The sequence below is a fragment of the Salmonella sp. SAL04157 genome (assembly GCF_046551635.1).
GTDB classification, from domain to species: domain Bacteria; phylum Pseudomonadota; class Gammaproteobacteria; order Enterobacterales; family Enterobacteriaceae; genus Salmonella; species Salmonella enterica.
Window position 1 is genome coordinate 78,541 of sequence record NZ_JBGDVS010000002.1, and the last position, 24,453, is coordinate 102,993.

27 protein-coding genes and 1 tRNA gene are annotated in these 24,453 nt (G+C 50.1%); 13 read left to right on the forward strand and 15 right to left on the reverse strand.

Annotated elements, in window-relative coordinates; genetic code table 11:
• The first annotated feature begins 1 nt into the window (after nucleotide 1).
• From pqiB to rmf, 3 genes are all read left to right on the forward strand, one after another.
• Nucleotides 2-1,642 carry an intermembrane transport protein PqiB gene (gene pqiB / locus ACLJRE_RS03805; protein WP_000433412.1) on the forward strand — a complete coding sequence of 547 codons (1,641 nt, stop codon included), beginning with the start codon at nucleotides 2-4 and terminating at the stop codon, nucleotides 1,640-1,642.
• Complete coding sequence (gene pqiC / locus ACLJRE_RS03810; RefSeq protein ID WP_023212161.1) at nucleotides 1,639-2,202, forward strand: membrane integrity-associated transporter subunit PqiC; 564 nt, start codon at nucleotides 1,639-1,641, stop codon at nucleotides 2,200-2,202. The genes pqiB and pqiC overlap by 4 nt, the downstream gene beginning before the upstream one ends.
• Before the next feature lie 255 nt (nucleotides 2,203-2,457).
• Nucleotides 2,458-2,625 (forward strand): ribosome modulation factor, encoded by a 168-nt coding sequence (rmf, locus tag ACLJRE_RS03815; protein ID WP_001537784.1) that lies wholly within the window; start codon nucleotides 2,458-2,460, stop codon nucleotides 2,623-2,625.
• A 99-nt stretch (nucleotides 2,626-2,724) separates the two neighbouring features.
• On the opposite strand, the gene fabA is transcribed toward rmf, so the two are convergent.
• Together fabA and ACLJRE_RS03825 are read right to left on the reverse strand one after the other, a co-directional pair.
• Nucleotides 2,725-3,243: a bifunctional 3-hydroxydecanoyl-ACP dehydratase/trans-2-decenoyl-ACP isomerase gene (gene fabA, locus ACLJRE_RS03820; RefSeq protein WP_000227928.1), complete on the reverse strand. Its 519-nt coding sequence runs from the start codon at nucleotides 3,241-3,243 to the stop codon at nucleotides 2,725-2,727.
• A gap of 68 nt (nucleotides 3,244-3,311) precedes the next feature.
• Nucleotides 3,312-5,072 carry a Lon protease family protein gene (locus tag ACLJRE_RS03825; RefSeq protein WP_000156463.1) on the reverse strand — a complete coding sequence of 587 codons (1,761 nt, stop codon included), beginning with the start codon at nucleotides 5,070-5,072 and terminating at the stop codon, nucleotides 3,312-3,314.
• A 185-nt stretch (nucleotides 5,073-5,257) separates the two neighbouring features.
• On the opposite strand from ACLJRE_RS03825, the gene matP reads away from it, so the two are divergent.
• Nucleotides 5,258-5,710, forward strand: coding sequence for a macrodomain Ter protein MatP (matP, locus tag ACLJRE_RS03830; protein WP_000877172.1), 453 nt, complete (start codon nucleotides 5,258-5,260; stop codon nucleotides 5,708-5,710).
• 71 nt (nucleotides 5,711-5,781) lie between these two features.
• On the opposite strand, the gene ompA is transcribed toward matP, so the two are convergent.
• Together ompA and sulA are read right to left on the reverse strand one after the other, a co-directional pair.
• A complete protein-coding gene (gene ompA / locus ACLJRE_RS03835; RefSeq protein WP_001562588.1) occupies nucleotides 5,782-6,834 on the reverse strand; it encodes a porin OmpA in 1,053 nt (350 codons plus the stop codon).
• A gap of 356 nt (nucleotides 6,835-7,190) precedes the next feature.
• On the reverse strand, nucleotides 7,191-7,700 hold the full coding sequence (sulA, locus tag ACLJRE_RS03840) for an SOS-induced cell division inhibitor SulA (RefSeq protein ID WP_000288730.1): 510 nt from the start codon (nucleotides 7,698-7,700) through the stop codon (nucleotides 7,191-7,193).
• A gap of 216 nt (nucleotides 7,701-7,916) precedes the next feature.
• Here sulA and ACLJRE_RS03845 point away from each other — a divergent pair, with 216 nt between their 5' ends.
• Entirely contained in the window at nucleotides 7,917-8,522 is a 606-nt protein-coding gene (locus ACLJRE_RS03845; protein WP_001202375.1) for a TfoX/Sxy family DNA transformation protein, read from the forward strand.
• Here ACLJRE_RS03845 and yccS read toward each other — a convergent pair.
• Nucleotides 8,509-10,662, reverse strand: coding sequence for a YccS family putative transporter (yccS, locus tag ACLJRE_RS03850; protein ID WP_000950879.1), 2,154 nt, complete (start codon nucleotides 10,660-10,662; stop codon nucleotides 8,509-8,511). The genes ACLJRE_RS03845 and yccS overlap by 14 nt on opposite strands.
• Before the next feature lie 18 nt (nucleotides 10,663-10,680).
• Complete coding sequence (locus tag ACLJRE_RS03855) at nucleotides 10,681-11,127, reverse strand: YccF domain-containing protein (protein ID WP_001261222.1); 447 nt, start codon at nucleotides 11,125-11,127, stop codon at nucleotides 10,681-10,683.
• Between the two features lie 123 nt (nucleotides 11,128-11,250).
• Here ACLJRE_RS03855 and helD point away from each other — a divergent pair, with 123 nt between their 5' ends.
• Nucleotides 11,251-13,305, forward strand: coding sequence for a DNA helicase IV (helD, locus tag ACLJRE_RS03860; RefSeq protein ID WP_000420515.1), 2,055 nt, complete (start codon nucleotides 11,251-11,253; stop codon nucleotides 13,303-13,305).
• Nucleotides 13,306-13,340: 35 nt separating this feature from the next.
• Here helD and mgsA read toward each other — a convergent pair whose 3' ends face one another.
• Nucleotides 13,341-13,799, reverse strand: coding sequence for a methylglyoxal synthase (mgsA, locus tag ACLJRE_RS03865; RefSeq protein ID WP_000424187.1), 459 nt, complete (start codon nucleotides 13,797-13,799; stop codon nucleotides 13,341-13,343).
• Nucleotides 13,800-13,893: 94 nt separating this feature from the next.
• On the reverse strand, nucleotides 13,894-14,556 hold the full coding sequence (locus tag ACLJRE_RS03870; protein WP_023212162.1) for a DUF2057 family protein: 663 nt from the start codon (nucleotides 14,554-14,556) through the stop codon (nucleotides 13,894-13,896).
• Nucleotides 14,557-14,729: 173 nt separating this feature from the next.
• Between ACLJRE_RS03870 and ACLJRE_RS03875 the strand changes: the two genes are divergently transcribed.
• Nucleotides 14,730-15,143: a CoA-binding protein gene (locus ACLJRE_RS03875; protein ID WP_001537782.1), complete on the forward strand. Its 414-nt coding sequence runs from the start codon at nucleotides 14,730-14,732 to the stop codon at nucleotides 15,141-15,143.
• A gap of 44 nt (nucleotides 15,144-15,187) precedes the next feature.
• Here the strand turns inward: ACLJRE_RS03875 and hspQ are convergent, their stop codons facing one another.
• A complete protein-coding gene (gene hspQ, locus ACLJRE_RS03880; RefSeq protein ID WP_000561983.1) occupies nucleotides 15,188-15,505 on the reverse strand; it encodes a heat shock protein HspQ in 318 nt (105 codons plus the stop codon).
• 57 nt (nucleotides 15,506-15,562) lie between these two features.
• A complete protein-coding gene (rlmI, locus tag ACLJRE_RS03885) occupies nucleotides 15,563-16,774 on the reverse strand; it encodes a 23S rRNA (cytosine(1962)-C(5))-methyltransferase RlmI (RefSeq protein WP_000140488.1) in 1,212 nt (403 codons plus the stop codon).
• Nucleotides 16,775-16,988: 214 nt separating this feature from the next.
• Here rlmI and ACLJRE_RS03890 point away from each other — a divergent pair, with 214 nt between their 5' ends.
• From ACLJRE_RS03890 to yccX, 3 genes are read left to right on the forward strand one after another with little or no spacing between them, the layout of a single operon-like run.
• Nucleotides 16,989-17,537: a YbhB/YbcL family Raf kinase inhibitor-like protein gene (locus tag ACLJRE_RS03890; RefSeq protein ID WP_000859426.1), complete on the forward strand. Its 549-nt coding sequence runs from the start codon at nucleotides 16,989-16,991 to the stop codon at nucleotides 17,535-17,537.
• 25 nt (nucleotides 17,538-17,562) lie between these two features.
• Entirely contained in the window at nucleotides 17,563-18,342 is a 780-nt protein-coding gene (locus tag ACLJRE_RS03895; protein WP_023212164.1) for a helix-turn-helix transcriptional regulator, read from the forward strand.
• 48 nt (nucleotides 18,343-18,390) lie between these two features.
• The gene (gene yccX / locus ACLJRE_RS03900) at nucleotides 18,391-18,672 is read left to right on the forward strand and encodes an acylphosphatase (protein WP_000072884.1); all 282 of its coding nucleotides are present in this window, start codon (nucleotides 18,391-18,393) and stop codon (nucleotides 18,670-18,672) included.
• Here yccX and tusE read toward each other — a convergent pair.
• On the reverse strand, nucleotides 18,669-18,998 hold the full coding sequence (gene tusE, locus ACLJRE_RS03905; RefSeq protein ID WP_000904446.1) for a sulfurtransferase TusE: 330 nt from the start codon (nucleotides 18,996-18,998) through the stop codon (nucleotides 18,669-18,671). The genes yccX and tusE overlap by 4 nt on opposite strands.
• An 86-nt stretch (nucleotides 18,999-19,084) precedes the next feature.
• Nucleotides 19,085-19,744, reverse strand: a complete 660-nt coding sequence (gene yccA / locus ACLJRE_RS03910; protein WP_000374046.1) for an FtsH protease modulator YccA — start codon at nucleotides 19,742-19,744, stop codon at nucleotides 19,085-19,087.
• A 394-nt stretch (nucleotides 19,745-20,138) separates the two neighbouring features.
• Between yccA and ACLJRE_RS03915 the strand changes: the two genes are divergently transcribed.
• The 3 genes from ACLJRE_RS03915 to ACLJRE_RS03925 all read left to right on the forward strand — a co-directional run bounded on the left by ACLJRE_RS03915 (nucleotide 20,139) and on the right by ACLJRE_RS03925 (nucleotide 22,816).
• Nucleotides 20,139-20,226 (forward strand) — tRNA-Ser (locus ACLJRE_RS03915).
• A 214-nt stretch (nucleotides 20,227-20,440) separates the two neighbouring features.
• Nucleotides 20,441-21,526 carry a nucleoid-associated protein gene (locus ACLJRE_RS03920; RefSeq protein ID WP_010835717.1) on the forward strand — a complete coding sequence of 362 codons (1,086 nt, stop codon included), beginning with the start codon at nucleotides 20,441-20,443 and terminating at the stop codon, nucleotides 21,524-21,526.
• 3 nt (nucleotides 21,527-21,529) lie between these two features.
• Nucleotides 21,530-22,816 (forward strand): hypothetical protein, encoded by a 1,287-nt coding sequence (locus ACLJRE_RS03925; RefSeq protein ID WP_080213893.1) that lies wholly within the window; start codon nucleotides 21,530-21,532, stop codon nucleotides 22,814-22,816.
• Here ACLJRE_RS03925 and ACLJRE_RS03930 read toward each other — a convergent pair.
• The 3 genes from ACLJRE_RS03930 to ACLJRE_RS03940 all read right to left on the reverse strand — a co-directional run bounded on the left by ACLJRE_RS03930 (nucleotide 22,809) and on the right by ACLJRE_RS03940 (nucleotide 24,451).
• Nucleotides 22,809-23,831, reverse strand: coding sequence for a tyrosine-type recombinase/integrase (locus tag ACLJRE_RS03930; RefSeq protein WP_010835719.1), 1,023 nt, complete (start codon nucleotides 23,829-23,831; stop codon nucleotides 22,809-22,811). The genes ACLJRE_RS03925 and ACLJRE_RS03930 overlap by 8 nt on opposite strands.
• Nucleotides 23,832-24,056 carry a DUF4224 domain-containing protein gene (locus tag ACLJRE_RS03935; protein ID WP_001643772.1) on the reverse strand — a complete coding sequence of 75 codons (225 nt, stop codon included), beginning with the start codon at nucleotides 24,054-24,056 and terminating at the stop codon, nucleotides 23,832-23,834. It abuts the gene before it with no gap.
• Between the two features lie 212 nt (nucleotides 24,057-24,268).
• Nucleotides 24,269-24,451, reverse strand: coding sequence for a hypothetical protein (locus ACLJRE_RS03940; RefSeq protein WP_000916251.1), 183 nt, complete (start codon nucleotides 24,449-24,451; stop codon nucleotides 24,269-24,271).
• Nucleotides 24,452-24,453: the final 2 nt, after the last annotated feature.

Genomic DNA, 24,453 nt, shown 5'->3' on the forward strand with positions numbered 1-24,453 from the left:
CATGGAACCTAAAAAAGGGGAAGCCAAAGTACAAAAGGTGAAAAATTGGTCGCCTGTCTGGATATTCCCGATTGTTACTGCGCTTATCGGAGCCTGGATTCTGTTTTATCACTACAGCCACCAGGGGCCGGAAGTTACCTTAATTACCACCAATGCGGAAGGTATTGAAGGCGGAAAAACGACGATCAAAAGTCGCAGCGTGGATGTTGGCGTGGTTGAAAGCGCGACGCTGACTGACGATCTGACCCATGTACAAATCAAAGCGCGGCTTCATTCCGGTATGGAAAAGTTGCTGCATAAAGACTCGGTATTTTGGGTCGTAAAACCGCAGGTGGGGCGTGAAGGCATCAGCGGGCTTGGGACGCTGCTATCAGGCGCGTATATTGAACTACAACCAGGAAGTAAGGGCAGTCAGCCGGAAAGCTATCAGCTTCTTGACTCACCGCCGTTGGCGCCGCCCGATGCCAAAGGTATTCGTGTGATTCTGGACAGCAAAAAGGCCGGTCAGCTCAGTCCTGGCGATCCCGTTCTGTTCCGGGGCTATCGGGTAGGATCCGTTGAAACCAGCTCTTTCGATCCGCAAAAACGGACAATGAGTTATCAGTTGTTCATTAAGGCGCCAAACGATCGATTGGTTACCAGTAATGTCCGATTCTGGAAAGATAGCGGTATCGCTGTGGATCTGACATCGGCGGGAATGCGCGTGGAAATGGGATCGTTGACGACATTGTTTGGCGGCGGCGTGAGTTTTGATGTGCCGGAAGGACTTGAGCAGGGGCAACCTGTCGCCGAAAAAACGGCGTTTAATCTCTACGACGATCAAAAAAGTATTCAGGATTCGCTGTACACCGATCATATCGATTACCTGATGTTCTTTAAAGATTCGGTGCGCGGATTACAACCTGGCGCGCCGCTGGAGTTCCGCGGTATTCGTCTGGGGACGGTAAGCAAAGTGCCTTTCTTTGCGTCTAAAATGCGCCAGGTATTTAACGATGATTACCGTATTCCTGTGCTGGTGCGCATTGAACCGGAGCGTCTGAAAGCGCAACTGGGAGAAAATGCGGATGTTGCCGCGCATTTGGCGGAGCTGCTTAAGCGCGGTCTGCGTGCATCGCTTAAAACCGGTAATCTGGTGACCGGAGCGCTGTATGTCGATCTGGACTTTTATCCTAAGGAACCGCCGATTACCGGGCTACGCGAATTTGATGGTTATGAAATTATTCCCACCGTCAGCAGCGGCCTGGCGCAAATTCAACAGCGACTGGTGGAAACGTTGGATAAGATCAACAACCTGCCGCTGAATCCGATGATTGAACAAGCGACCAATACGTTGTCTGAAAGCCAGCGTACTATGCGTCGGCTGCAAACCACGCTGGATAATATGAACAAGATTACCTCCAGTCAGTCGATGCAGCAGCTTCCGGCGGATATGCAAACGACGTTACGCGAACTTAACCGCAGTATGCAAGGCTTCCAGCCTGGATCGGCGGCGTATAACAAAATGGTGGCGGATATGCAGCGTCTCGATCAGGTGCTTCGTGAGTTACAACCGGTGTTGAAAACTCTGAACGAGAAGAGCAACGCGCTGGTATTTGAAGCGAAGGATAAAAAAGATCCTGAGCCTAAGAGGGCGAAACAATGAAAAAATGGCTAGTCGTGATAATGGCGTTCTGGCTGGCGTCATGTAGTTCCGGCGGAGAAAATAAAAGCTATTATCAGCTCCCGATAGTGCAAAGCGGTGTGCAAAGCACCGCAAGCCAGGGCAACCGTCTCTTATGGGTAGAGCAGGTTTCCGTACCTGACTATCTGGCAGGTAACGGTGTGGTGTATCAAACCAGTGATGTCCAGTATGTGATTGCCAATAACAATCTGTGGGCCAGCCCGCTGGACCAGCAATTACGTAACACGCTGGTGGCGAATCTTAGCGCCCGGCTTCCTGGCTGGGTCGTCGCTTTCCAGCCGTTGGGAACCACCCAGGATACGTTGAACGTTACCGTAACCGGATTCCATGGACGTTACGATGGTAAGGTTATCGTCAGCGGGGAGTGGCTATTAAACCACAACGGACAACTGATTAAGCGGCCTTTCCATATCGAAGCCAGCCAGCAGAAAGATGGCTATGATGAGATGGTCAAAGTACTGGCAAGCGCATGGAGTCAGGAAGCAGCCGCTATCGCAGATGAGATAAAGCGCCTTCCCTGAGATAAAAGTAATGTAAATTTAACCGCTTCAGGTCGTGCGCCTGAGGCGGTTTTTTTATTTTTGACGCCGGAAAAATAGTTGTTATGGCTCACATTTTTTGTACAAATGATTTACCGTATAGCTCACAAATATGACATTGGTGTGAATTTTGCGCATTGACGGGCGATCCATTTAGAGGTATTCGTGTAGTGTGATTGCACATTTTGTAATCACTGTTTTCTTTTCCACCAGATACAAATATGAGGGAAACGAGGCATGAAGAGACAAAAACGAGATCGCCTGGAACGGGCACATCAACGTGGATATCAGGCCGGCATCGCCGGACGATCAAAAGAAATGTGTCCCTATCAGACGCTGAATCAACGGTCATACTGGTTGGGAGGTTGGCGACAAGCCATGGAGGACAGGGCGGTAATGGCCTGATTCTGTCTCTTTAGAAAAAGAAACCTCCGCAGTGCGGAGGTTTCGCCTTTATTGGCTTTGCAAGCATGATACCGATAGCGCGGAATATCAATTCAACACTTAGAACGCGGAAGTATCCTGGAACAAACCGACTTTCAAATCGTGTGCGGTATAGATCAGACGACCATCCACCAGAACCTCACCGTCCGCCAGGCCCATGATCAGGCGACGGTTTACGATACGTTTGAAATGAATGCGATAGGTGACTTTCCTGGCTGTCGGCAGAACCTGGCCGGTAAATTTCACTTCGCCCACGCCCAGAGCGCGGCCTTTGCCTTCGCCGCCCAACCAGCCCAGGTAGAATCCCACCAATTGCCACATAGCATCCAGACCCAGGCAACCGGGCATCACCGGATCGCCGATAAAGTGGCATCCGAAGAACCATAGGTCCGGATTGATATCCAGCTCGGCTTCGACATAGCCTTTGTCGAAATTGCCGCCCGTTTCGGTCATCTTAACGACGCGGTCCATCATCAGCATGTTCGGCGCAGGGAGTTGCGGCCCTTTAGCGCCAAACAGTTCACCACGACCAGAGGCAAGAAGGTCTTCTTTTGTATAGGATTCGCGTTTATCTACCATGTTTTATGTAAACCTTATTTTATTGAAGCACGCAGGATAGCTAACACGTGTACGCTGAACAAGTCCGATCAGTTCGGAATAAAAGCGTTCAGCCAACGTAATGGCCACGGGAAACGATGACGGCCTTCCTGTTGCGTCGCCTGCGCGATACGCTCCTGGATAGTCTGCATCAACGTCGTTTGACCTTCGCCATCCCACACCAGATTTAACAGTAGCGGTAAGGCGTCGGTCACGTCGTCTACCGCCCAGATAGTGAACTTCTCTTCTTTAACCGCTTGCAGCAGTTCAGATTTAAGACTGAGATGGCGGACATTGGCGGCAGGGATAATCACGCCCTGTTTACCGTTTAATTCCCGCTGCTCGCAGATGGCGAAGAAACCTTCAATTTTTTCGTTTAGCCCGCCCACCGGTTGCGCGCGACCAAACTGATCGACCGAGCCGGTAATCGCAATGTTTTGATTCACTGGCACATTGGCCAGCGCGCTGATAAGCGCACATAATTCCGCCATTGAGGCGCTATCGCCATCCACTTCGCTGTAGGATTGCTCAAAGGTTAACGAGGCAGAGAAGGGAATTTGTTGCTCCAGCTGCAACTCCGACATCAGGAAGGCCTGCATAATCATCATTCCCTTAGCGTGGATATTTCCGCCAAGTTCGGCCTTGCGCTCAATATCGTTAAATTCGCCATCGCCGATATGCACAACACAGCTAATTCGCGACGGTTCGCCAAAGGCGCGCGGATGCCCGGGAAACTCAATGACGGAAAGCGCATTGATTTGTCCAACGCGTTCGCCTTCGGTTTCAATCAGGATCTGCTCTTGCAGAATCTCATCCTGCATCCGTTCCGCCAGAAAGCCTTCTCGCCATTCGCGTCGGGCAAGCATCAGACTGAGCGCTTCTGCGCTACAGGTATCGCCTTCGCATAAAGGCGACGCCTCCTTAAACTGGCGGGCTATCCACAGTGGGCAAAGAGGCAGCGTATCCTGTTCGCCGGTATAGCGCACAGCCTCGCGTATCAGGACGGGCCAGGCGTCCGGTGCCGGAGGGGGCAAATTATCGCGTAAAGCGATACGCGTCACCCATTGACACCACAGGGTCATAGCTTCTGCGTCCGCTATCTGTAAATTGTCTTCAAATTCACTGTAGATAGCCTGTTCCGCGAGCTCCGGTTCCATTTCCTGAAAATCAGCCAGTGATTCACGTTCGCCAACCAGAATCACCTTCAGTTTGAGCGGCATTGATGGCACGGAGACCGGTAATGGACGCGACTCGTCAAACGCCACCCAGTCAAAACGCTCGCGGCTAACGATGGCTTTCAGACGCATCCACAGTAACGGCTGCGCCAGAAGGGTTCGTAAGGAAATAATCAGCACGCCGCCGTTTGCCTGATGAACCAGTCCCGGCTGCAGGGTAATGTCGCCGTTATACTGCCGCAGGCAACCAAAGAGCTGTTCGGCTTCGACCCAGTCCGCGCTGACGACTTGTGTGACGGTGGCAAAGTTGTCTTGCGCATTCTGCGCGGCGCGGTAATGAACAGTATGCCCGGAAACGTCATAATGTCCGCCGGTTAATTGTCCGGCATCGGTTTGCAGAGCGCGGACGGCATCTGAAAGTAAAGTGAGATACTCTTGCTCTTCAGGCGCTTTAGTCAGCATAAAAGAGGATGAGGTCCACGGCTGAATAAGTTGCTCAAGCGCAAATTGCAGTCGTGGCTGAGTATCACTGAGTAAGGTGTCGTTTTCGTCAGTCGCGTGTGGCTGTGCAAATATCTCCTGATAGCTTTCGCTATCCGGAACCAGATCACGCCATGCAAGTTTCGTAATGGTCAAAGTTGAGGTTTTTTAGTCTGTTGTAAAAGGGGGGATTATAGCCTAACCCGTCACGCTGCACACGCGGAAAGCGAATGCAAAGTAATATGAAGACGTGTAACCATTCACAGGTTCGAGATTCTTTTCTTCAGATGGCTAAAAAACTGATATTCTGATAACAGTTACACGGTAACATTGGGATCACAATGAAATATCAACAACTTGAAAATCTTGAAAGCGGTTGGAAATGGAAATATCTGGTGAAAAAGCACCGCGAAGGGGAGTTGATCACCCGCTACGTGGAAGCCAGTGCTGCCCAGGAAGCCGTCAATTTGTTGTTGGCCCTCGAAAATGAACCGGTGCGGGTAAATGTCTGGATAGACAGGCATATGAATCCTGCCTTGCTTAATCGGATGAAACAAACCATTCGGGCAAGACGCAAACGACACTTCAATGCGGAACATCAGCATACGCGCAAAAAATCTATCGATTTAGAGTTTATGGTCTGGCAGCGTCTGGCGGGCCTTGCGCAGCGACGCGGTAAAACATTATCCGAAACGATAGTGCAACTGATAGAAGACGCGGAGCATAAAGAGAAATATGCCACGCAAATGACCACGTTAAAGCAGGATTTACAGGCGTTATTAGGCAAGAAGTAACGCTGAAAGGCGTTGTCATCCAGACCAGAGCAAAAAACCCCGCGACGCGGGGTTTTTTATCAGACGGAAACTTAAGCCTGCGGCTGAGTTACCACGTCTTTAACGCCTTTAACTTCGATCTCTACGCGACGATCCGGAGCCAAGCAATCGATCAGGGCAGCGCGAGGTTTCACGTTGTCACAGGTGTTGCCGGTAACCGGGTTAGATTCGCCCATACCACGTGCGGAGATTTTGTCAGACGGAATACCTTTGGAGATCAGGTAATCAACAACAGACTGAGCACGTTTCTCGGACAGACCCTGGTTGTAAGCGTCAGAACCGATACGGTCAGTGAAGCCCAGAACGACGACGGAACCGTCTTTCGGATCCAGGTTGCTCAGCTGGCTGTACAGCTGATCCAGAGCCTGCTGGCCTTCTGGTTTCAGAGTTGCTTTGTTGAAGTTGAACAGTACGTCAGACTTCAGAGTGAAGTGCTTGGTCTGTACTTCCGGAGCCGGAGCCGGTGCCGGAGCTACTACCGGAGCAGCTTCTTGCTGGCCGAAACGGTAGGAAACACCTACGCTCAGCAGGCCGTTGTCCGGACGGGTGCCGATGGTGTTGGCATCACCGATGTTGTTAGTCCACTGGTATTCCAGACGGGTTGCGATTTCAGGGGTGATGGCATACTCGATACCGCCCGCGAATACCGGGGAAACGCCGGTGTCGTGGTCTTTAGTAGACGCGCCGCCAGGGACGTTAGACTTGGTGTCTGCACGCCATACCATACCACCCAGACGGGTATAAACGTCCAGATCGTCAGTGATTGGATAACCCAGTTTAGCGGTCAACTGAACGCCCTGAGCTTTATAAGCGCCATTGATGTTGTCGCCTTTGTACGGCATACGGCCTAACCAGTCGTAGCCCATTTCAAAGCCAACGTACGGGTTAACCTGGTAACCACCAAAAGCACCTGCGCCCAGTTGGTTTTCATGAGTCGGGCCATCATTGTTAATGAAGCCGGTGTCATGGTACTGAGACCAGCCCAGTTTAGCACCAGCGTACCAGGTGTTATCTTTCGGAGCGGCCTGCGCTACGGTAGCGAAACCAGCCAGTGCCACTGCAATCGCGATAGCTGTCTTTTTCATTTTTTGCGCCTCGTTATCATCCAAAATACGCCATGAATATCTCCAACGAGATAACACGGTTAAATCCTTCACCGGGGGATCTGCTCAATAGTTACTCTACCGATATCTACGGCTTATGCTGAGCACCCCTGGCGATGTAAAGTCTACAACGTAGTTGGAAACTTACAAGTGTGAACTCCGTCAGACATGTGAAAAAAACATGATGGATATACACATCATTTAACAGTTTCAGATGATAAATCGTACAGCAAAAATTGCGGAAACCGCTTCTGGCAAGCTTTCTCGCAAAAAAAACGTTACCACTCAAAGGAGATGCGTTCGCGTAAAAAAAAGTCCAGGATAAATCCTAATTTTACTTAATGATACAAATTAGAGTGAATTTTTAGCCCGGAATGCTGTCTCCTGGGTAAAGCGTGCGCACGTACAGGGCGCATGATAAACCCTACCGCATTACCTACCTTCGCTGCTTCAACCAGGCTGGCATGTTCTTCTTCTGTCAGTTCTTCAGTCAACCAACCAATTACCACGCTGTAATTTCCTGTACGCAAAGCGCGGATCATCGACTCCAGCGTATGACGAGGCGCAAGCTGGCTAATTTGCATCACTTTCGTTAATGGCAAACCTGAAGACTGTACCCATTCACGGCTGAGCTTTTGCTGCGGCGTGAGCCAGAGCTGCCAGCGTGATTGTTGGCCTAACTGACGGAGTAAAGGCAAAAGCAGGAGCTGCGCCATCATGGGCTGGTCTTCGTGGTAGACAACTTCACTGACCAGTCCTGCCGCGGCATTTTCCGTAGCGGTGCGCGCAGCGTTGTGGGTAGTGGTAGGAAATGACGAAGAACGATTTGCATAACCTGAAGTGTACATAATCAATCCAGCCCTGTGAGTTACTGTATATTCATACAGTACCCCTGTGGCGATGAAAGATCAACTCTATTTTCGGAAACTGTCTCGCAATTTTTATTCTTAGTGGCGTCAAAAATAAAAATCATCTTGCTCGCGGAGTATAAGTTGCCTATTTTCGTCATTAACGGATCCGTTACTGCAAATCATTCTTTTACTTTATGATTTAAAAGGAATTTTATGAGAGCACTCTCTTATGACAGGATCTATAAATCGCAAGAATATTTGGCCTCTTTGGGGACGATCCAGTATCGATCTTTATTCGGTAGCTATAGTCTGACCGTGGAGGATACCGTCTTTGCGATGGTGGCTAATGGCGAGCTTTATCTCCGCGCCTGTGAAGAAAGCGTACCCTACTGTGTGAAGCATCCTCCCGCCTGGCTCATGTTTATGAAATGTGGACGTCCCGTTATGCTCAACTATTACCGGGTGGATGAAAGCCTGTGGCGCGATCAGCAGCAGCTGGTACGTTTATCGAAGTATTCTCTTGACGCGGCAATGAAGGAAAAACACAGCCGTATTTTACAGCACAGACTCAAAGATCTCCCCAATATGACCTTCCATCTGGAAACATTGCTCAATGAGTCAGGGATAAAGGACGAAAATATGTTACGCATACTGGGCGCGAAAATGTGCTGGCTAAGGTTGCGACAAAGCAATCCCTTGCTGACGGTGAAAGTTTTGTATGCCCTGGAAGGCGCAATTGTCGGCGTACATGAAGCGGCGCTCCCGGCGAGTCGTCGCCAGGAGCTTGCCGACTGGGCTCATTCGCTTACGGCTGGGTAATTAATGTAGAAGTCGGCGGTGAAATTTGCCGTTGCAAGCGTCCAATCTCGGGCAGTAAGGCAATGAGCAAACCAATTTGTTGAACAACCAGAGGTTCTTTGCTGTCCGGACGTGTTTCCAGCGACTGAACTCGCTGCTTTAAACCCTCCAGCGCCTGGTGTACGCGCTGTTCGTCTTCAGGTTGATGATGAAGCGCATCATCAACGTAGCAGACCGCGTCATCCAGAAGCCCCAACACGTCCGGATTACTGAGCTTTTCGCGGTGCGCGCCGAGGGCGGAGATATAGCTGGTAAAAGTGTGATTGAGGCAAAGCAGCCTGAACGCCGCCTCCCGGGTTTCGGCCGTGACGTCGGGTTCGCTCGACATATTAGAAACCACGGATGCCAGTTCTGCATCGCGGTTGTGCGCGTCGCGTCTGGCAATGCGATAGGCCAGGCGGTTATCCCGTCCCTGGTGATATTGCTCAAGGATCGCATCAAGGTAGCGGCAATTAGCATCGGTGGCGCGCTGGAGTACCCGGGGAAGGTTGCGAAAGCGCCAGTCCGGCCAAATAAAGCTGACCGCAGCCCAGGCGATAGCGCAGCCAATTAACGTGTCGACGACGCGCGGTAACGCTACCTCGAAGCCTTCGCCCAGGAGGTTAAAGCAGAGTAATACCAGCAGGGTGATGAACATCGTCGCATGGGCATACTGCACATTACGGAATGCGAAGAAAAGCACGCCGGTAATCACCAGCAGAACTAACTGTCCTTCAAGCGAAGGGACAAACCATAAAATCGGCAGGCCGATCGCAACGCCTACCAACGTACCGATAATCCTGAGCGCAAGGCGATGGCGGGTCGCGTTATAGTTAGGCTGGCAAACAAACAGGCTGGTGAGCAATATCCAGTACCCGTGGCGCATCCCGGTAATTTGGATGAGAGCATAACCGATGCACAATACCAGCGACATGCGTACCGCATGGCGAAAGAGAGCGGACTCCGGGGTAAAATTACGGCTCAGACGCAGCCAGATGTCGCTAAACCCGTGCAGGCTATCATCAGCCAACTGGTTTTCTGACTCATTGCGCGGCATTGCCTGGGCCTGCTCCGACTCGATCGTCGCCAGTTGCGCATCAATGGCGCGTAGGTTGGTTAATAAGAACCCAAGCGTATTTAACAGCTCTAAAGAAGCGCCGCTGGCGCGCATACGTTCAAGCGCGGCGTCAATGTGGGTAAAGGCGCGTTCAAAACGCGGATCATGCTGGTACGGCGTACGCAGTAAGATACAGCGCGCCAGCTGCGTACAGGCCTGCGCCTGCATCGACATCAGACGCTGAAAGCGGAACATGACGTCGCTATGGCGAAAATAATCGCGCAGCGTCTGGTATTGAATATGCGAAGAACTGGCGCGTTCATGAATATCCTGCGCCACAAAATAGTAATGGAGGGTACGGCGCGTACCGCGTTGACCGCGATCGCCGCGCAGGCGAGTCAACAACGACACTTTCGTTTGGTTCAGCGTCGCCATTAACTGCCCGTTCGCTAACGCTAAATCATAGAGCGGCGCCTGGCTTTCATCTTCAATATCAGGATCAAACAGGCGTGATTTCAGTTCCAGATAGTGCGCTAACTGTTCGTAACTGCGTGCCAGATTATCCTGCAACGGACGGATCGGAAATAGCAGATGCCCGGTTAGCGTCAGTAGGTTATACCATACTGCGCCTGCCAGCAGGAGCAGTGGTTGCTGATACCAGTGATCGTATAAAGAGGTACCCAGCATCGTATAGATGGCAATGAGTAACGCGCCGAACGCGATGGTAGCATAGCGTTGCCCTAGTCCTCCCAACAGAATAAACCCGCTGGTGGATAACGTTAAGCCCAACGCAAATAGCCACGGCCAGGGAAAGAGTAGCTCCACAGAAGCCGACGCGATAAAAAAGCAAATTAAGGTAATGATTAAATTACGCAAGCGTCCGGCAAGGCGGTCGTCGAGATCGGTTAGCGCCGCGGCAACCATACCGAGCGTGAGCGGGATGGTCAGTTTGACGTCGCCCAGCCACCAGGGCAGGGCGGTGGTGCCGCACAGAGCGATAAAAATGCGGATGTAATACAGCCAGGTACTGTTCCAGGTATAACGGCGAATCAACGGACTTAACATAAAGGCTATTTGTCCCGATCATTCAAAACGGCGGCGCGCGTTAGCTTCTCGCGCGGCGCGAGCGGTTTCTACAGAGACGACGCGGCGACCGACAGGCCAAAGCGCAATCGCGGCAATTTTAAAGTTCGCAATACCGACAGGTATCCCGATGATAGTGACACACTGCGCGATACCGGAGGCAATGTGCATCAGGCATAGCCACCAGCCGAAAAAAAGTAACCAGAAAATATTCAGCAAAGTACCGCCAGTATTCATTAATACGCTTTTCGCCGCCGGATTAAGTTCGTCAACGTGAATGGCTTCATTACCGTAAGGGAACAGGGACAGTTTGGTTATCTCCCAGCAGGAGCGGGTCAACGGCAGGGTGAAAATAAGCACAATACTGACCAGCGTCGCCAGCAGCCAGGCCAGCGTAGTGGCAAAGCCGCCCAGTACAAAGTTTAAAATATTCAGAACGGTACGCATAAACCCTCAGTTCATTCCGGTTTTCTATCACTGCGGGCAATTGTAACGTTTTTTTAGACTGGAGCACGTTTTCTCTGGCGGTTACACTGATAAGCACATCTTTACGTCTGGATTCGCTGAGTCATGGAACTGAAAGCAACTTCTCTTGGAAAACGTCTGGCGCAACACCCGTATGATCGTGCCGTGATCCTCAACGCTGGGGTGAAAGTGTCTGGCGACAGGCATGAATATCTTATTCCATTCAATCAGTTATTGGCGATTCACTGTAAGCGTGGGCTGGTATGGGGCGAGCTGGAGTTTGTCCTGCCGGAGGATAAAGTCGTGCGTTTGCACGGTACCGAGTGGTCGGAAACCCAGCAATTCCATCGCTATCTGGACGCGCACTGGCGTCGCTGGAGCCAGGAGATGAGTGATGTCGCCGCGCAGGCATTACAAGAGCAATGGGCGCGTATTAGTGAGCGAACGGGCGAAAACCAATGGCTTACCCGTGAACGCGTTCGGGGGCTGGAACACGAAATTCGCCAGACGTTTGCCGCCTTGCCGCTACCGGTCTCACGTCTGGAGGAGTTTGCTCACTGTCGCGAGATATGGCGTAAGTGTCTGGCCTGGTTACAGGATAGCGAGGGAAGTCGGCAGCAGCATAATCAGGCGTATGCTGATGCCATGCTGGAAGCGCATGCCGACTTTTTTACGCAGATAGAATCCTCTCCGCTTAATCCCTCCCAGGCCAGGGCGGTGGTTAATGGCGAATCATCGTTACTGGTACTGGCGGGGGCGGGAAGCGGCAAAACCTCGGTGCTGGTGGCGCGCGCGGGTTGGCTGTTGGCGCGCGGACAAGCCGATGCGGGGCAAATTCTTTTACTGGCGTTTGGTCGCAAGGCGGCAGAGGAGATGGATGAGCGTATCCGCGAGCGCTTACATACGGAAGAGATTACTGCCCGTACGTTCCATTCGCTGGCGCTGTATATTATTCAGCAAGGCAGTAAAAAAGCGCCGGTTGTCAGTAAGCTGGAAAGTGACGCCACCGCGCGGCATCAGCTATTTCTGCACACCTGGCGTCAGCAGTGTAGCGAGAAAAAAGCGCAGGCCAAAGGCTGGCGTCAGTGGCTGGAAGAGGAGATGCAGTGGGTAGTGCCGGAAGGTAATTTCTGGGACGATGAGACATTACAGCGGCGTCTGGCCCCTCGCCTGGATCGTTGGGTCAGTTTGATGCGTATGCACGGCGGCGCGCAGGCAGAAATGATCGCTGGCGCGCCAGAGGAGTGCCGCGAGCTGTTTGGCAAACGCATTAAGCTGATGGCGCCGCTGCTGAAGGCCTGGAAAAGCGCGTTGAAAGCGGAAAATGCCGTTGATTTCTCCGGGCTGATCCATCAGGCAATGGTGATCCTCGAAAAAGGGCGTTTTATCAGCCCGTGGAAGCATATTCTGGTCGATGAATTTCAGGATATTTCCCCGCAACGGGCGGCGCTGTTAGAGGCGCTGCGCAAGCAGAATAGCCAGACTACGCTGTTTGCCGTTGGCGATGACTGGCAGGCGATTTACCGTTTTAGCGGGGCGCAGCTCTCCTTAACGACGGCGTTTCATCAGACGTTCGGCGAGGGCGAGCATTGCCACCTGGACACCACGTACCGCTTTAACAGTCGGATTGGCGATATTGCCAATCGCTTTGTACAGCAGAATCCGCACCAACTTAAAAAACCGTTAAATAGTCTGACCCCAGGCGATAAAAAAGCGGTGACGTTATTGGATGAAAGCCAGTTGGACGCGTTACTGGATAAATTATCCGGCTATGCGAAGGAAGATGAACGTATCCTGGTGCTGGCGCGCTATCATCATCTGAAACCCGCGAGTCTACAAAAAGCGGCGACTCGCTGGCCGAAGTTACAGATAGACTTCATGACTATCCATGCCAGCAAAGGCCAACAGGCCGATTACGTGATTCTTGTCGGATTGCAGGAGGGTAACGACGGTTTCCCCGCCCCGGCGCGAGAATCCATTATGGAAAGTGCGCTTCTTCCTCAGGTTGAGGATTTTCCGGACGCTGAAGAGCGGCGTTTGTTATATGTGGCGTTGACGCGTGCGCGTGCGCGGGTCTGGCTGCTTTTCAATAAAGATAATCCCTCGCGCTTTGTGGAGGCGCTTAAACAGCTGGATGTGCCGGTGGCGAGGAAGCCCTAAAGCGCGGGCGGTACAGCATCCCGCCCGCGTAGCGGTTATTTCAGGCGCTCGGCCAGATAACGCGCATAATCCGGAATAAGAATATCTACAGCGTCATTAAAATGCGGGGACTGGATGATAAAGTCCGCCGTTGAGACGTTAGTGGCGACAGGGATATTCCATACGGTGGCCAGACGCAGTAGCGCTTTGACATCGGGGTCGTGCGGTACCGCGTTAAGCGGGTCCCAGAAGAATATCAACACGTCGATTTTCCCTTCTGAAATGAGCGCGCCAACCTGCTGGTCGCCGCCCATCGGGCCGCTCAGCATCGCATTAACGTCCATACCGGTTGCGCGCTGGATCAGATTCCCCGTGGTGCCGGTTGCATAAAGAACGTGTTTTTCCAGCAACGGCTGATGGCGTTCCACCCAGTTCATTAACATCTGTTTGCAGTGGTCGTGAGCAACCAACGCGATATGTTTGCGCGTCGGCAAGGTGCGAGTCGTCAGTTCCATAATTCGATTCCGTAGTTAACCTGTCTACAGATTACTGGAAGCGCTTGATGCTGCAAGAGAAAGACAAAAAAATTGCGCGCTGGGACAACTCACATCAAGAGGGCGGCTGTTTTTCCGCCCATTGCAGAAAATGATGGCGTGTCTGCGGGTCGGCCAGTCGGAACCAATATTTCAGCCGCTGTTCTGTCAGAGTTTGTGATTGCGGCGGTACGGTATCAAGCTCTGAGACGTCGGAAAGTAATGTGCTGTCGTCTGCCATCATCGTGGCGAACTGAGGAAGCGAGGCGCGTTTCGCCGATTTATTATAACGCTCGGTCTCTATTTCATAATCGACCACTTTAGCCGTAGAAGTAATGGCCAGAATATCGAGTTTTACCGGAATGGGCATGGCGTCGCCGTCCAAAAGCGCCAGACGCGGCGCCGCGTTAAAATGCGAGGCTTCGCGCTCGTTTTCCAGCCGTGGGAGCTGGAAATTGACCTGATTTATCAGTTGGGTATCGAAACTTATCACCAGCGGCGGAGAAATATAAAGCCGCTCTTCATTACCGGGCAGGCGGATGGTTTTTTCCACCCGGAAAACGAGTTGATGCGGCCCGTTTTCCAGTTCGATGCTCTCTGCGCCGCGTAATAAAGAGCTGGACACCTTTTTGCCGTCCAGCACCAGCAGATCAACCTCATTCGACAGACGGAGCGTTGTGGCAAAAACAGTCACCGGCAAACAGAGAGCAAGGAAGGTGGCTAGCGCGCCGGTTTTCATAAGGTTCTCCTGTCCAAAGGCCGTCTGGCTAATAATGTATCGAAATTTTTCTTAGATCATGTTTACTAACATATAGACATATTTTGGCGTTTTGCTCTCATACATCGGTATGGGATGAATGGTTGCTATGTCAGGTTTGTCGTACACTTTGCAAAACAGCCAGGAGAAAGATGATGAAAGAGACCGATATTGCTGATGTTTTGACGTCCACTCGCACTATCGCGCTGGTAGGTGCGAGCGATAAACCCGATCGTCCAAGTTATCGGGTAATGAAATACCTGCTTGAACAGGGCTACCATGTGATTCCGGTTGCGCCAAAAGTCGCGGGTAAGACATTGCTGGGGCAACAGGGGTATGCCACGCTGGCGGACATTCCCGAAAAAGTCGATATGGTGGATGTTTTTCGCAACTCTGAAGCTGCATGGGGCGTCGCACAGGAAGCTATCGCCATCGGCGCAAAAACGCTGTGGCTACAGCTTGGCGTGATCAACGAGCAGGCGGCGGTACTGGCGCGGGATGCAGGCATGACCGTGGTGATGGATCGCTGCCCGGCGATTGAGATCCCTCGCCTGGGGCTGGCGAAATAAAAGTTTAAATGGCCGGATATCGCCCTCCGGCCTTTTAAATACAATCAGTTACGTAGTCGCGGCGCCTGAAGCTGTTTGCGAATGGTACGCGCCAGTTCATCCATCGATGGCTGTTCTGGATGCTCGTCCCGCATTTCGCTTCGCAACTGGGCCTCGGCCAGATAAGTATGCACTGGCTGACCATCATCATCTTCCATTACCACGTGGTACCACGGAGCGGCGCGAAGTTCGTCGTTAACCGCCAGTTCATCAGGCGACGGCTCATCAAGCGAATATTCCGGGTCGATATCGACGACCACTCCGAGGTAACCTAACAGGGAATGGCGGACCTGTTGGCCGATACCGAATTTGCTGGCTATCATAGTCACCTCCCGGGAAATAGATACCCTTTATATGAGGATACTATTCCACTTTTCAAGTTACATGACGCGACAGGCAAACCCTTTCAGATACAGCCCTTCCGGGTAGGTGGCGATCACCGGGTGATCGGCGGCCTGACGGAACTGCTCTATAAATTGTACATCACGACCGGCATCTATTGCGGCATCGGCAATGATTTTCTGAAATAAATCGCTGGTCATCAGTCCGGAGCAAGAGAATGTCAGCAGTATGCCGCCCGGATTGAGCAGTTGAATCGCTAACATGTTAATGTCTTTATAGCCCCGGCAGGCACCCATTAACTGGCTTTTATTTTCGACGAATTTGGGCGGGTCCATGATGATGACGTCGAATTTTTCGCCGTGTTCACGGTAAGCGCGCAGCAACTTAAACACGTCATCGCGCACGAATTCGGCTTTGCTCAAATCCAGTTGGTTCAGTTCAACGTTTTGCCTGGCGATATCCAGCGCATCCTGTGAGGTATCCACGCTGACAACCTGGCGACAACCGCCCATTAATGCCGACACGGCAAAACCGCCGGTATAAGAGAAGCAGTTCAGTACCCGCTGATTTTCCACGTAGCGGCGCGTCGCCAGACGACTGTCGCGCTGATCAAGATAATAACCGGTTTTGTGGCCGCCCTGGATATCGACCAGCAATTTCATACCGTGTTCTTCAATTGGCAGAAGCGCAGGCGGCAGTTCGCCAGTGACCGGGCCTTGCGTCAGCGCCATCCCTTCTTTTTTCCGCACGGCGACGTCGCTGCGATCGTAAATAGCGCAATCCGGATAGCATGTTTGCAGAGCGCTAATTAATGCGGCGCGTTGATATTCGGCCCCGGCGCTGAGCAGTTGCAGCACCAAAAAATGACCAAAACGATCGATAGTGACGCCAGGCAGGCCATCGGACTCACCGGCGATCAGACGATAGCTATCCAGGCCGTCTTTTTTCGCCAGCCAGTCGCGCCACTGCTGCGCCTGGCGCAGGCGGCGGGTGAAAAACGCAATATCAATGGATTCTGCTTTATCAAATGTCCAGACGCGCGCGCGGATCTGGGATGCTGGCGACCAGGCGCCGCGTGCTAACCACTTTCCCTGATGGTCGACGATATCGATAGTTTCACCGAGGTTGGCTTTGCCTTCCAGGCGGGATACGGCGCCGGAAAAGACCCATGGGTGGCGGCGGAGTAAAGATTTTTCTCGCCCTTTGCTGAGGACTAAACGGGGATATTGCGAAAATGTAGATTCAGTCATGCGGAGTAACCTCTCACAAACAGTAACGCGAGCCGGATGATAGCTCCAGCCAGGGACCGTGAAAACGAAATGGCGCGTAGGGTAGCACAGATAAGAGGGGCAATCATCAGCGTATGGTGGTGAGCGTTTCTGCACAAAATAGAATCGTAAAGGCACAGTTTCTTCAGTGGGCGCTTTTTATAGTGTTATTTCTTTACATGAAGAAGGAAATACAATGAAAACAGTCTTCTCTTTGACCGCAGCCGCAATGATGGCATTGAGTGGCAGCGTATCTGCCGCATCGGCGTTTAGCCTCAGTAGCGCGGATATTCCGGCGGATTTTCGTTTAACGCAACAGCACGTCTTTAAAGGATTTGGTTGTAGTGGAGAAAATATTTCGCCGCAGCTGAGCTGGCGTAATCCGCCTGCCGGAACCAAAAGCTACGCTATTACCGTCTTCGATCCTGATGCGCCCACCGGAAGCGGCTGGTGGCACTGGACGATGGTGAATATTCCTGCGCAGATTCACGACCTGCCGACGGGGGCTGATAAAAAAACGTTACCCGCTGGAGTGGTGCAGGGACGTAATGATTTCGGTTATGCTGGCTTTGGCGGCGCCTGTCCGCCGCCGGGCGATAAGCCTCATCGCTATCAGTTTACTGTGTGGGCGCTGAATACGGCAACACTGCCGCTCGACAGTGAGTCGAGTGGCGCGTTGGTAGGGTTTATGCTTAACGCGCATGTGATTGCGAAAGCAAAATTCACGGCCACATACGGAAGGTAAAACAGAGGACGGCACGGTGCAGGAGATGCATATTCGACATCAGGATCTTACGACGGCAGAGGTGCGTTCCAGTCATCTGCACCGTTTGCATCGTGTTACGCTTTTTTCCGCCGCTATTTGCCATATTACGCAGGGCAGTAAAGTCATCATTCAGGATGATAGCCGCCTTGTCGCCGGGCCGGGTGAGTTGATTATTATCCCGGCGAACACGCCGCTGGAGATTATTAATCAGCCTGCGCAGAGCGGTTTTCGCTCCGACCTGTTGTTACTTTCACCGGAGATTATTGCTCGCTTTAAAACGATGTACGTTCAGGATTATCCACCGGCAAACCTGACATCGCTGTGTACCCCGATGAGCCGTAGCCTGACATTTATGTGGGAGAACGTGTTGGATGCTGTGCGCCAGGGTTTACCCGTTGGGCTACAGGAACATCAGACGATGGGGTTACTGTTAGCGCTTTTACATGATGGCGCGGCGGGACCGCTGCTTATTGAACGGCGTTACACCCTCACGGAGCAGGTGCGGCAACTGATTATGCTCTCACCTGCTAAGCTATGGACAGCCCAGGAGATAGCCCGCCGCCTTGCTATGGGAACATCGACGCTGCGTCGACGTTTGCAGCGCGAATCGCAGAGTTATCGACAAATTGTTGAAGAGGTACGCATGTCCTGCGCGCTTTCTCAACTGCAATCGACGACGCTGCCGATCGGCGAAATAGCGCTACGGTGCGGCTACCTGTCGGGGTCGCGATTTACGGCCAGATTCCGCCAGCATTATGGGTGTCTGCCCAGTCAGGTACGTTAAGTATGTCCTGTATGAGCCTCCACCACTGATTATGAAAGGAGAACCATCATGTCGAACGTCTGCATTATCGCCTGGGTTTATGGTCGCGTTCAGGGAGTCGGGTTTCGCTATACCACGCAGCATGAGGCGCAGCGGCTGGGGTTAACCGGCTATGCGAAGAATATGGATGACGGAAGCGTAGAAGTGGTGGCCTGTGGCGACGCGGCGCAGGTGGAAAAACTCATCAAGTGGCTGAAAGAGGGCGGGCCGCGCTCTGCTCGTGTGGACAAAATCCTTACTGAACCGCACAGCCCTCGCGAGACGCTAACAGGCTTTAGTATTCGGTATTAAATACATTTTACCGGCTTGGGCAGACCGGCGATTTTGGTCGCTTGCTTTGCCGGGCCTTTCGGGAACAGACGATACAGATAGCGGCTGTTGCCTTTTTCTTCGCCGAACTTATTCGCCATCGCCTTTACCAGCATTCGGATGGCGGGAGAGGTATTAAACTCCAGGTAAAATTCGCGCACGAAGCGCACGACTTCCCAGTGTTCCGCAGAGAGCTCAATGCCTTCATTGGCGGCGATAGCGACTGCCAGCGCTTCACTCCACTGCGTCGTCTCTTTCAGATAGCCTTCGCTATCAGTACTGATTTCTTTACCTTCAAAGATCAACATAACGTTTCACTGCGTAATCAACACGGACGGCAGTGTAGCAAAAAATAAAGCCCTGCATAAGCAGGGCTGGAAGAGGGGAATGTCGATTAGTCGCGGCTGGCGAAGCCCAGAATGCTGAGCAGGCTGACAAAGATGTTGTACAGCGAAACGTACAGACTGACGGTCGCACGAATATAGTTGGTTTCACCGCCGTGAATGATGTTACTGGTTTCATACAGGATAGCGCCCGAGGAAATCAGGATAAACACCGCGCTAATCGCCAGGTGCAATGCAGGCAGTTGCAGGAAAATATTCGCCACCATACCAATCAGCACGACGACGATCCCGGCCATTAACATACCGCCCAGGAAAGACATATCCTTACGGGTGGTCAGAACGTAAGCGGAGCAGCAGAAAAATACTAACGCGGTACCACCCAGCGCTAGGCCAATGACATCGCCCATGCCTGCTGACAGATAGGCGTTAAGAATCGGGCCCAGGATATAGCCGAGGAAGCCGGTAAACGCAAAAGCAGACAGGATACCGACCGGCTTATTGGCGGTTTTATAGGTCAGGAACATCAGCCCATACATACCGACCAGCGTCAGAATCAGGCCGGGGGAGGGCAGCATCAGTACCGTACTGGCTGTCGCGGTAATTGCGGAGAAAGCCAGCGTCAGGCTCAACAGAAAATAGGTGTTGCGCAGTACTTTGTGCGTACTCAGTAGCGAGCTACGATCACGCGATGATGTAATGATACGATCCATTAGTCACTCTCTTATGACAGATGTAATTAATAAAGGAGAATAATAAAAACAGTCACTGTCACCCAGTGGTTTTACCCATCTTTACGCATTCGTTTACGTTTAGTTTCCTTAAGAGATTTCAGGTGATTACCGTCGTTAAAACGGTCTGCTCATGCCTGGCGCTACGCCATAAAACAGGCGGCAGCGCCAACTACGCGCTACCGATAAAAAATTGATAATCACAGAGGTAAAACAGTGGGGACGATCAACACGTATTAAGCCAGTTTTTGTGTTGAAGAAATGGTCAATGTGCCGCTATTTCAGGCAATTAACGAAATTTTGCCTGTTTTTCACGCAAACGAACACATTCGGTCTTTACATGACGCACCGGGATGTTTATAGTGCGCCTCATTCCGGAAGTGTGGCCGAGCGGTTGAAGGCACCGGTCTTGAAAACCGGCGACCCGAAAGGGTTCCAGAGTTCGAATCTCTGCGCTTCCGCCAAATAAAACAAGGGGTTAGCAATAAGCTAGCCCCTTTGTTTTTGAGGCGAAGAATAAAAAAAGAATATCCTCGAAGAATTCGACCTACCTCAAAACTGCATAAAAAATCATTTTAAGCAGAACTTGTAACCCTCTACACTACATGCAGTGTGTGTTCATATGAGCACTTTTATGGTCATGATTTGACTATTAACAGCAATGTTAAGGTAGAAAAGATGGATTTTAATTTACGCCACTGTGTAATTCATGAGCTAGTTAAAGAGAGCGGCAGGCAGAAAGTTGAAACAACAATTAAGCCTGTACTTCCAAGCGATGATAAATACGTCTGTCAACTGATAGAGTCTTTGAACGACTTGATCGGCAAAAAAGAGAATCAGGCCGCCCGAGGAACCTTCGATTCCGAGGATGTGACGTTTAAAGTACCTACTGCTTTTAAGACGTATTATGATGGGGCAGCTTCATCTGACGATTTCCATCAGTTCTCGTTAACATGCATGAGTGAACTATCTCGCCAAGCTAAAGATCCAACTAGAGTGGCAGCATCTGGTGGGGCCATAGTCTTTGCCCACTATACTCGTGGTCAATCACATTTCCTTCTGATTACTATGGTTAAGCAGAAGGATGCGCTGCGTTTGGATGAGAACTTAAAGCCAGTGGGAACGGTTCAAATTGACTTAGCAAAAATTCATCAGGCTGCACGTGTTAACTTTGATAGGTATCACCTGTTTGAAACACTTCCTGATGATGAAAAGCTAACTTATTTAGCATTTGTTAGCCCTAAAGTGAATCAGGATGCTTCTGGATATTTCGTCGCAGCTCTGGGATGTTCAGATAGTGTTCCCTCAGCTAAAGCTACAGATGCAGTTCTCAATGGTGTTAGAAGTTACTTTGATGCACACGCAGATATCAAAGCGTATAAAAATGCCGCTTACGATGCTGTGCTGTACCATCTAAAAGAGAAAAAACCGGGGGAAACTGCTTCTCTGGCCGAAATTGAGCATATTGTAAGACAAGCTGTGCCGGCAGGTAAACATGCTAATATCGACAATTTAGTTGAGTATCTCAATGGCGAAGAAATAGGGGTTCCATTAGAGTTTGCTATAAATAGGGCTGTCGTAAACAAAAGAACTAAAGTCAGGACAAAATCCAATGGATGGGAGTTAAGTTTTGAAAAGAAATTCTTCGGTGAACAGGTAGGTTCTGTAATTCAGTATTTGCGTAAAGAAAAGAAATTAATAATTTCTCAGTTGGATGATAATACAATCCAGAAGCTAGAAGATGCACTCAAGAACGAAGGGTAAATTATGTCCTCGATATATTTTGAAAAGTTGGTTGCATTTTACAGAGGGTTAGGAAAACCTTCTGTTATTAACAGCTCATTCGAATATAGAGGACAACTTACTACCCAGTTCGACATTTTTAAAGACTTATGGAATAACGCGGATCAGAGTATTGCAGATTTTGAGTTGAATTTTGACTCAATATCCTGTGGTACATGCTATGAGGATGCTTTTCCTGAAAGTCTAACAGCAGATAAAGATGTTATTCTAACAGTGTCGTTACCTGTTGGTGATTTTAAATTTATTGAGTCATTAGAAGATTTTTTACTCATAGATAATAATTTAAATACTGGTGGTCGAGTTGAGAATGTTTATCTTGTAAAAGAGGATTTTTTATTTGGAGAGGTAAACTCCAAAAATGAACAAGTTCAAAAGGCGTTACAGCTTTCAAAATTCATTACAGAACTTTATGAATTAGCAAATTATAACGATCGTGTAGAGCATAGTGGTCTGCTAAAGCTTGTATTTATTGATACTAGCAACTCGAAAAAAACATCACCGATTGTTATTGAACCCAGAATAACTAGTGAAAGCATTTCTTTTCCTGTGGTTGACTTGTCTATCTTTAAAAGTATAAAGGAAAATGGAACGGATAATGCTCACATTCAAGAAAAACAAGCTATGTTTAGAGTGTCAATTATTGAGGTGCTTAAAGACATAGATGAGAGTAAGGATAAATTTAATTTTCTGATTGAACAATGGGAGTTATTGAAAGAAACATATTACGGGAATTTTGAGTGTTATTTAACTAACTTTTCATTTTTGAAACAGAAAAAAGAAGCAGCTGAAAATTACATGACTGTTTCTTCAAAAATTTCAGGTACTCTTTCGTCTATATCTGGTAAGCTATTTGGGCTTCCAATTTCTTTTGCTGTGGCTGTAGCCATTTTAAACACAGGTAAATTTGAAAGCATCTTAGCCTTGTTAGGTGTTGCAATAACATCCCTGTTAATTGCGCTTACTATTTATGATCAAAAAAAAGTACTTAAATCGATCATGAATTCAATAGATGCTTTATTTAGTCATACAAAAGCCCAGAGGAGTGGGGAACTGGCAGAGTTAATTTCAAAGCATAAAGAGAAGCTCTATTCTCAAGCAAGGGGTTTAGATGCAGCAATGGTGTTTTTGTTGATTATTTCTGCTTTGCCATTTATGATTTCTTTAGGTGTGTATATGTTTAAATTCCATCCTTCTGTGATTTCGTATTTTAATTGTTTCATCGATGTATTTATGACTCAATTATTTAAGTGATTTTATTAATTGGCGGTTTATCAAGACTAGGACTAATTTGCACTTTTCTGTCATAAATAAGCACCTGACTTTCCGTCTTGTGTCCGCTGAATATTTGCTTATCCCTACTACTCCCTTCAAAATCTGAAATAGCTTTTGCCTTGATATCGTGAAACGTGTAATCTAGTTGTCGGCCAAGTTCCCTTTGTGCGGCACGTACGGCCTTTAGCCAGCGATTATTGAATGTTTTGCGGATGAACTGACCACGATCGTTGTTATAGATAACCAGTGCGTCAGGTGAGAGCTTCGGACATTCTGTCTGTGCTGTTTCCAGCGCTTGCCGAAGGCGGGGCGTCCACACCTTAATTTGCTTTTTCCCTGTCTTACCCTGCTGGATAAAAATCCCCTTGTCAGATATCTGCATCCAGCGCAGAGCGAGTACATCAGCTTGCCGGGCTGCGCACAGGTATGATATTTCCATTACTGCTCTGACGACGTGATCTGCATGTTTATAAATCGCCAGGTAGTCTTCGTCAGTGATGTATTGCTCGCGAGCCTTGAGGGAAAATTTACTGACGCCGGCGCACGGATTTCCCTTAACGTAACCGCGCTCATATCCCCAGCGGTAAACACGGGACATACTGCTCATTTCCTGATTGGCCTGATTTTTACTTTGCAGGCCACGACGATCCATAAACTGACGAACGTCTTCCGGTTTGATTAAGTCAGCTTTAACTTTACCGAATACGGCAAGTAGTTTTTTCTGATGTTGCAGGTAATCCCGCTGGGTTCGTATTGCAAGCTCGGTGTAGTAGGCGCTTTTAAGAAACATCTTCCAGATCTTTTCGAACGTCATCACATCTGAATAATTGCGTCGTTCTTCCTCGTACCGTTTCCATAACGCTGACATGGTGAGGGTGATTGGTCCAAGCGTCACGGTTTCCCGCGAGGTGGGTTTGTAGTAGTAACGCGTTCTGGTTTTTGATACGCGCGGGGGTAGTCTGTTATCACCCGGATCCTTTCTTCTGCGCCCCATTTAAATAGCTCCAAAATCGGGTTTCTCTTCTGTACTGGTCTGCACGGTGATCTGTCCGTTCAGTACAGCGTTGATATGTGTCCAGGTAACCATCGGGCGTCCTTCCCGGTCGGGAATGTACGAAACGCCGCCACGGTCCAGTATTTCCCGTTGTTTGGATGGTTTCTGATAGCCGGTAAACTCAATAAGTTCAGCGTCTGTTAGCAGATCGTTTTCTCTGGTCATGTTGGTCTTTCCTCATCATCCGGTACACAGCGTCGTCAGCATCACTGCAGGCGCGTTCGATGTCTGACTGGGTCAGCGTCTTCTTTCGTACGCTTGCCGATAACCGGCCAATCTTTATATCGAAATCTGTGAGTAAGGTAGCTCCGGGTTGCCATCGCAGCATTGCGGTCTCCTGTAAATAGTGAGACCACAATGCTAGCGGTGGTGGCGGTTTATTTCTGATTACGCTTAATCAGGTTTTCGGGGAGGAATGCGCCTTTCTCGCGCGTAACCTTTACGTTTTTTGGCAGGTGCATACCCAGTTCACAACGGCTGCGTGCTTCAATAATTCCGTTACTACCGTCCGCGAATACGACGTGGACGGCATCGCCGCGTTTAAGTGATAGTTTCAGCATTG